The following is a 1,996-nucleotide window of genomic DNA, read 5'->3' on the forward strand; positions in this document are numbered from 1 at the left end:
GACGGCATTAGCAGTATTGGTGTCTGATCCATTTATTTATGGCATAATTCTTGCATTTGCTTCTCTAACTATATCGTCTTTTGATTTTATTTTAGGATGAATAAATGTTTGCATATCAGGCCTCACATGCTCACAATCTGATAAGGCTTCGTCAAATCGTCCAAGCCTTAATTGACACTCAGCTCTAAAAAAATAGGTCATTTCTGTATAATAATGATCTTGATAATAATTGCCCAATTCAATTGCTTTGGTTAAATCATCATAAGATTTTTGTAGGTAATTTAATCGTAAATATGTCCGTCCTCTATTAAAAAAATCAGCCGGTTCTTGTGGAATGAAATTCAAAACAATGTCCATATCTTTTAAAGCATCTTCCCATTGGCCCATTTTTAAGTAGATGTGATATCGTTTTTTATAGAGGCGTTGATTATCAGAATTATCTTTAATAGCTTCTGAACAAAGCTGTAAAGCTTCATGATATTTTTTTTTATCACTAAACTCATCAACTTTTTTAAATAAATTGGTAATATCAATCATTTTAAGGAACCTCTGAATAATTCGGTATTGTTAATATCAACAATCTATTTGACCAACCACCAGTCCTTTTTTCAGAGGGGCTCGCGCTTTGACTGTTTCACCATACAACTCCCGTAAATTTCAACTCTACCTGATTTATTCAGATTTTCCTTAATAATATTCATAAATCAATCTATTACTTTATTTCCACCGCAGCGCTGACTCACTAGACCTTTGGCACAACTATATAAATCTGTATAGCCCCCTGTTATACCTCGATTACTATCAGCGGCAATTTCTCTTTCACAAATTTCATATGCTTTTTCCCATTCTTCTTCACAAGTTTCTGGAGGACGTCCGTTTTGACATAAACCCTCTACAGTAGAAGAAGGATTCTCAGTATTTGTTTTAGTAATTTCACCTAATGCGGCACCAACCGCAGCAGCAGAACCTACAAAACCAATTGCTGTAATAGCTGCTTCTACAGCAGCACTTGCTAAGGCCGGCGCTGCTGGGGCTAGCAAAAATAATAATTGTCCTGTTGGGTCAACTCGTGTCAGAGGATTCCCCCCAACATAGGCGTACGTATTCAAACCTGCATCAAGTCCCATCGGGTCAACAGTAATATACCGCCCAGAGCTAGGATCATAATACCGATTCCAGTTATAGTGCAATTGCGTTTCCGCATCGAAGTACTGCCCCGGAAAGCGCAGGTTGATGGTTGTGGCTTGGCCGTTGCCGTCCGGGTCTTCGTGGGCCGGGTGGGTGCCGAAGGCGTCTTGTGGCCAGGTCCAGACCACGGAATTTCGGGGTCAAGTCTTGAAATATAGCAAATTAAATGGGCTTACAATAACCGAAACCCCTATCAAGACCATAATTAATGCAAAAAAGAAGACTTGACCCCAAAATTCTTGAAGCCCGTCTTATCCGAGATAAAGTTCCTTCATTCGATAAATATCCATTTTCATTGCCGGTAATAAAGAATATGGAAACTATAGAATTTCATCCTAAAGTCACTTTCTTTGTTGGTGAGAATGGAACAGGAAAATCAACTTTATTGGAAGCAATTGCGACAAGTTGGGGATTTAACCCTGAAGGGGGGACGAAGAATTTTAGATTCTCAACTCGTAAATCACATTCCGATCTTAATCAGTACTTAAAGCTATCAAAATCTTATAAAAAACCAAATGATGGATATTTTCTTAGGGCTGAGAGTTTTTATAATTTTGCTACAGAGGTTGAGAGCCTTGATAAGTACCCATCATTCGGCCCGCCAATCATTAAGTCATATGGAAATAAATCGCTCCATGAGCAATCACATGGTGAGTCATTTTTTGCTCTTTTTCTTCATAGATTCAAAGGAAAAGGAGTTTATTTATTGGATGAACCAGAAATCAAGGGGTCAGATTCGATTGATTTTCTTTGATTACTAAAGCAATAGTTACACACAGAGATTCAACCGTGTCTGACCCCAATACTG

3 protein-coding genes and 1 pseudogene are annotated in these 1,996 nt (G+C 38.2%); 1 reads left to right on the forward strand and 3 read right to left on the reverse strand.

Going from position 1 to position 1,996, the window contains the following annotated elements:
• Window positions 1-36 precede the first annotated feature (36 nt).
• The 3 genes and pseudogenes from C0512_RS15315 to C0512_RS15325 form a co-directional block, all read right to left on the reverse strand.
• Window positions 37-537 carry a tetratricopeptide repeat protein gene (locus C0512_RS15315; RefSeq protein WP_290863132.1) on the reverse strand — a complete coding sequence of 167 codons (501 nt, stop codon included), beginning with the start codon at window positions 535-537 and terminating at the stop codon, window positions 37-39.
• A gap of 167 nt (window positions 538-704) precedes the next feature.
• Complete coding sequence (locus C0512_RS15320; protein WP_290863136.1) at window positions 705-1,040, reverse strand: hypothetical protein; 336 nt, start codon at window positions 1,038-1,040, stop codon at window positions 705-707.
• A gap of 21 nt (window positions 1,041-1,061) precedes the next feature.
• A pseudogene (locus C0512_RS15325) lies at window positions 1,062-1,316 on the reverse strand (RHS repeat-associated core domain-containing protein); the annotation flags it as partial.
• 80 nt (window positions 1,317-1,396) lie between these two features.
• Between C0512_RS15325 and C0512_RS15330 the strand changes: the two are divergent.
• On the forward strand, window positions 1,397-1,942 hold the full coding sequence (locus C0512_RS15330; protein WP_290863134.1) for an AAA family ATPase: 546 nt from the start codon (window positions 1,397-1,399) through the stop codon (window positions 1,940-1,942).
• Window positions 1,943-1,996 lie beyond the last annotated feature (54 nt).

Source organism: Flavobacterium sp. (assembly GCF_013822155.1).
Taxonomy (GTDB): Bacteria; Bacteroidota; Bacteroidia; order Flavobacteriales; family Flavobacteriaceae; genus Flavobacterium.

What these genes read in the sequence shown, in the direction of transcription:
- C0512_RS15330 (WP_290863134.1), top strand. Translation starts at nt 1,397, where the DNA reads ATGCAAAAAAGAAGACTTGACCCCAAAATTCTTGAAGCCCGTCTTATC.
- C0512_RS15315 (WP_290863132.1), bottom strand. Translation starts at nt 537, where the DNA reads ATGATTGATATTACCAATTTATTTAAAAAAGTTGATGAGTTTAGTGAT.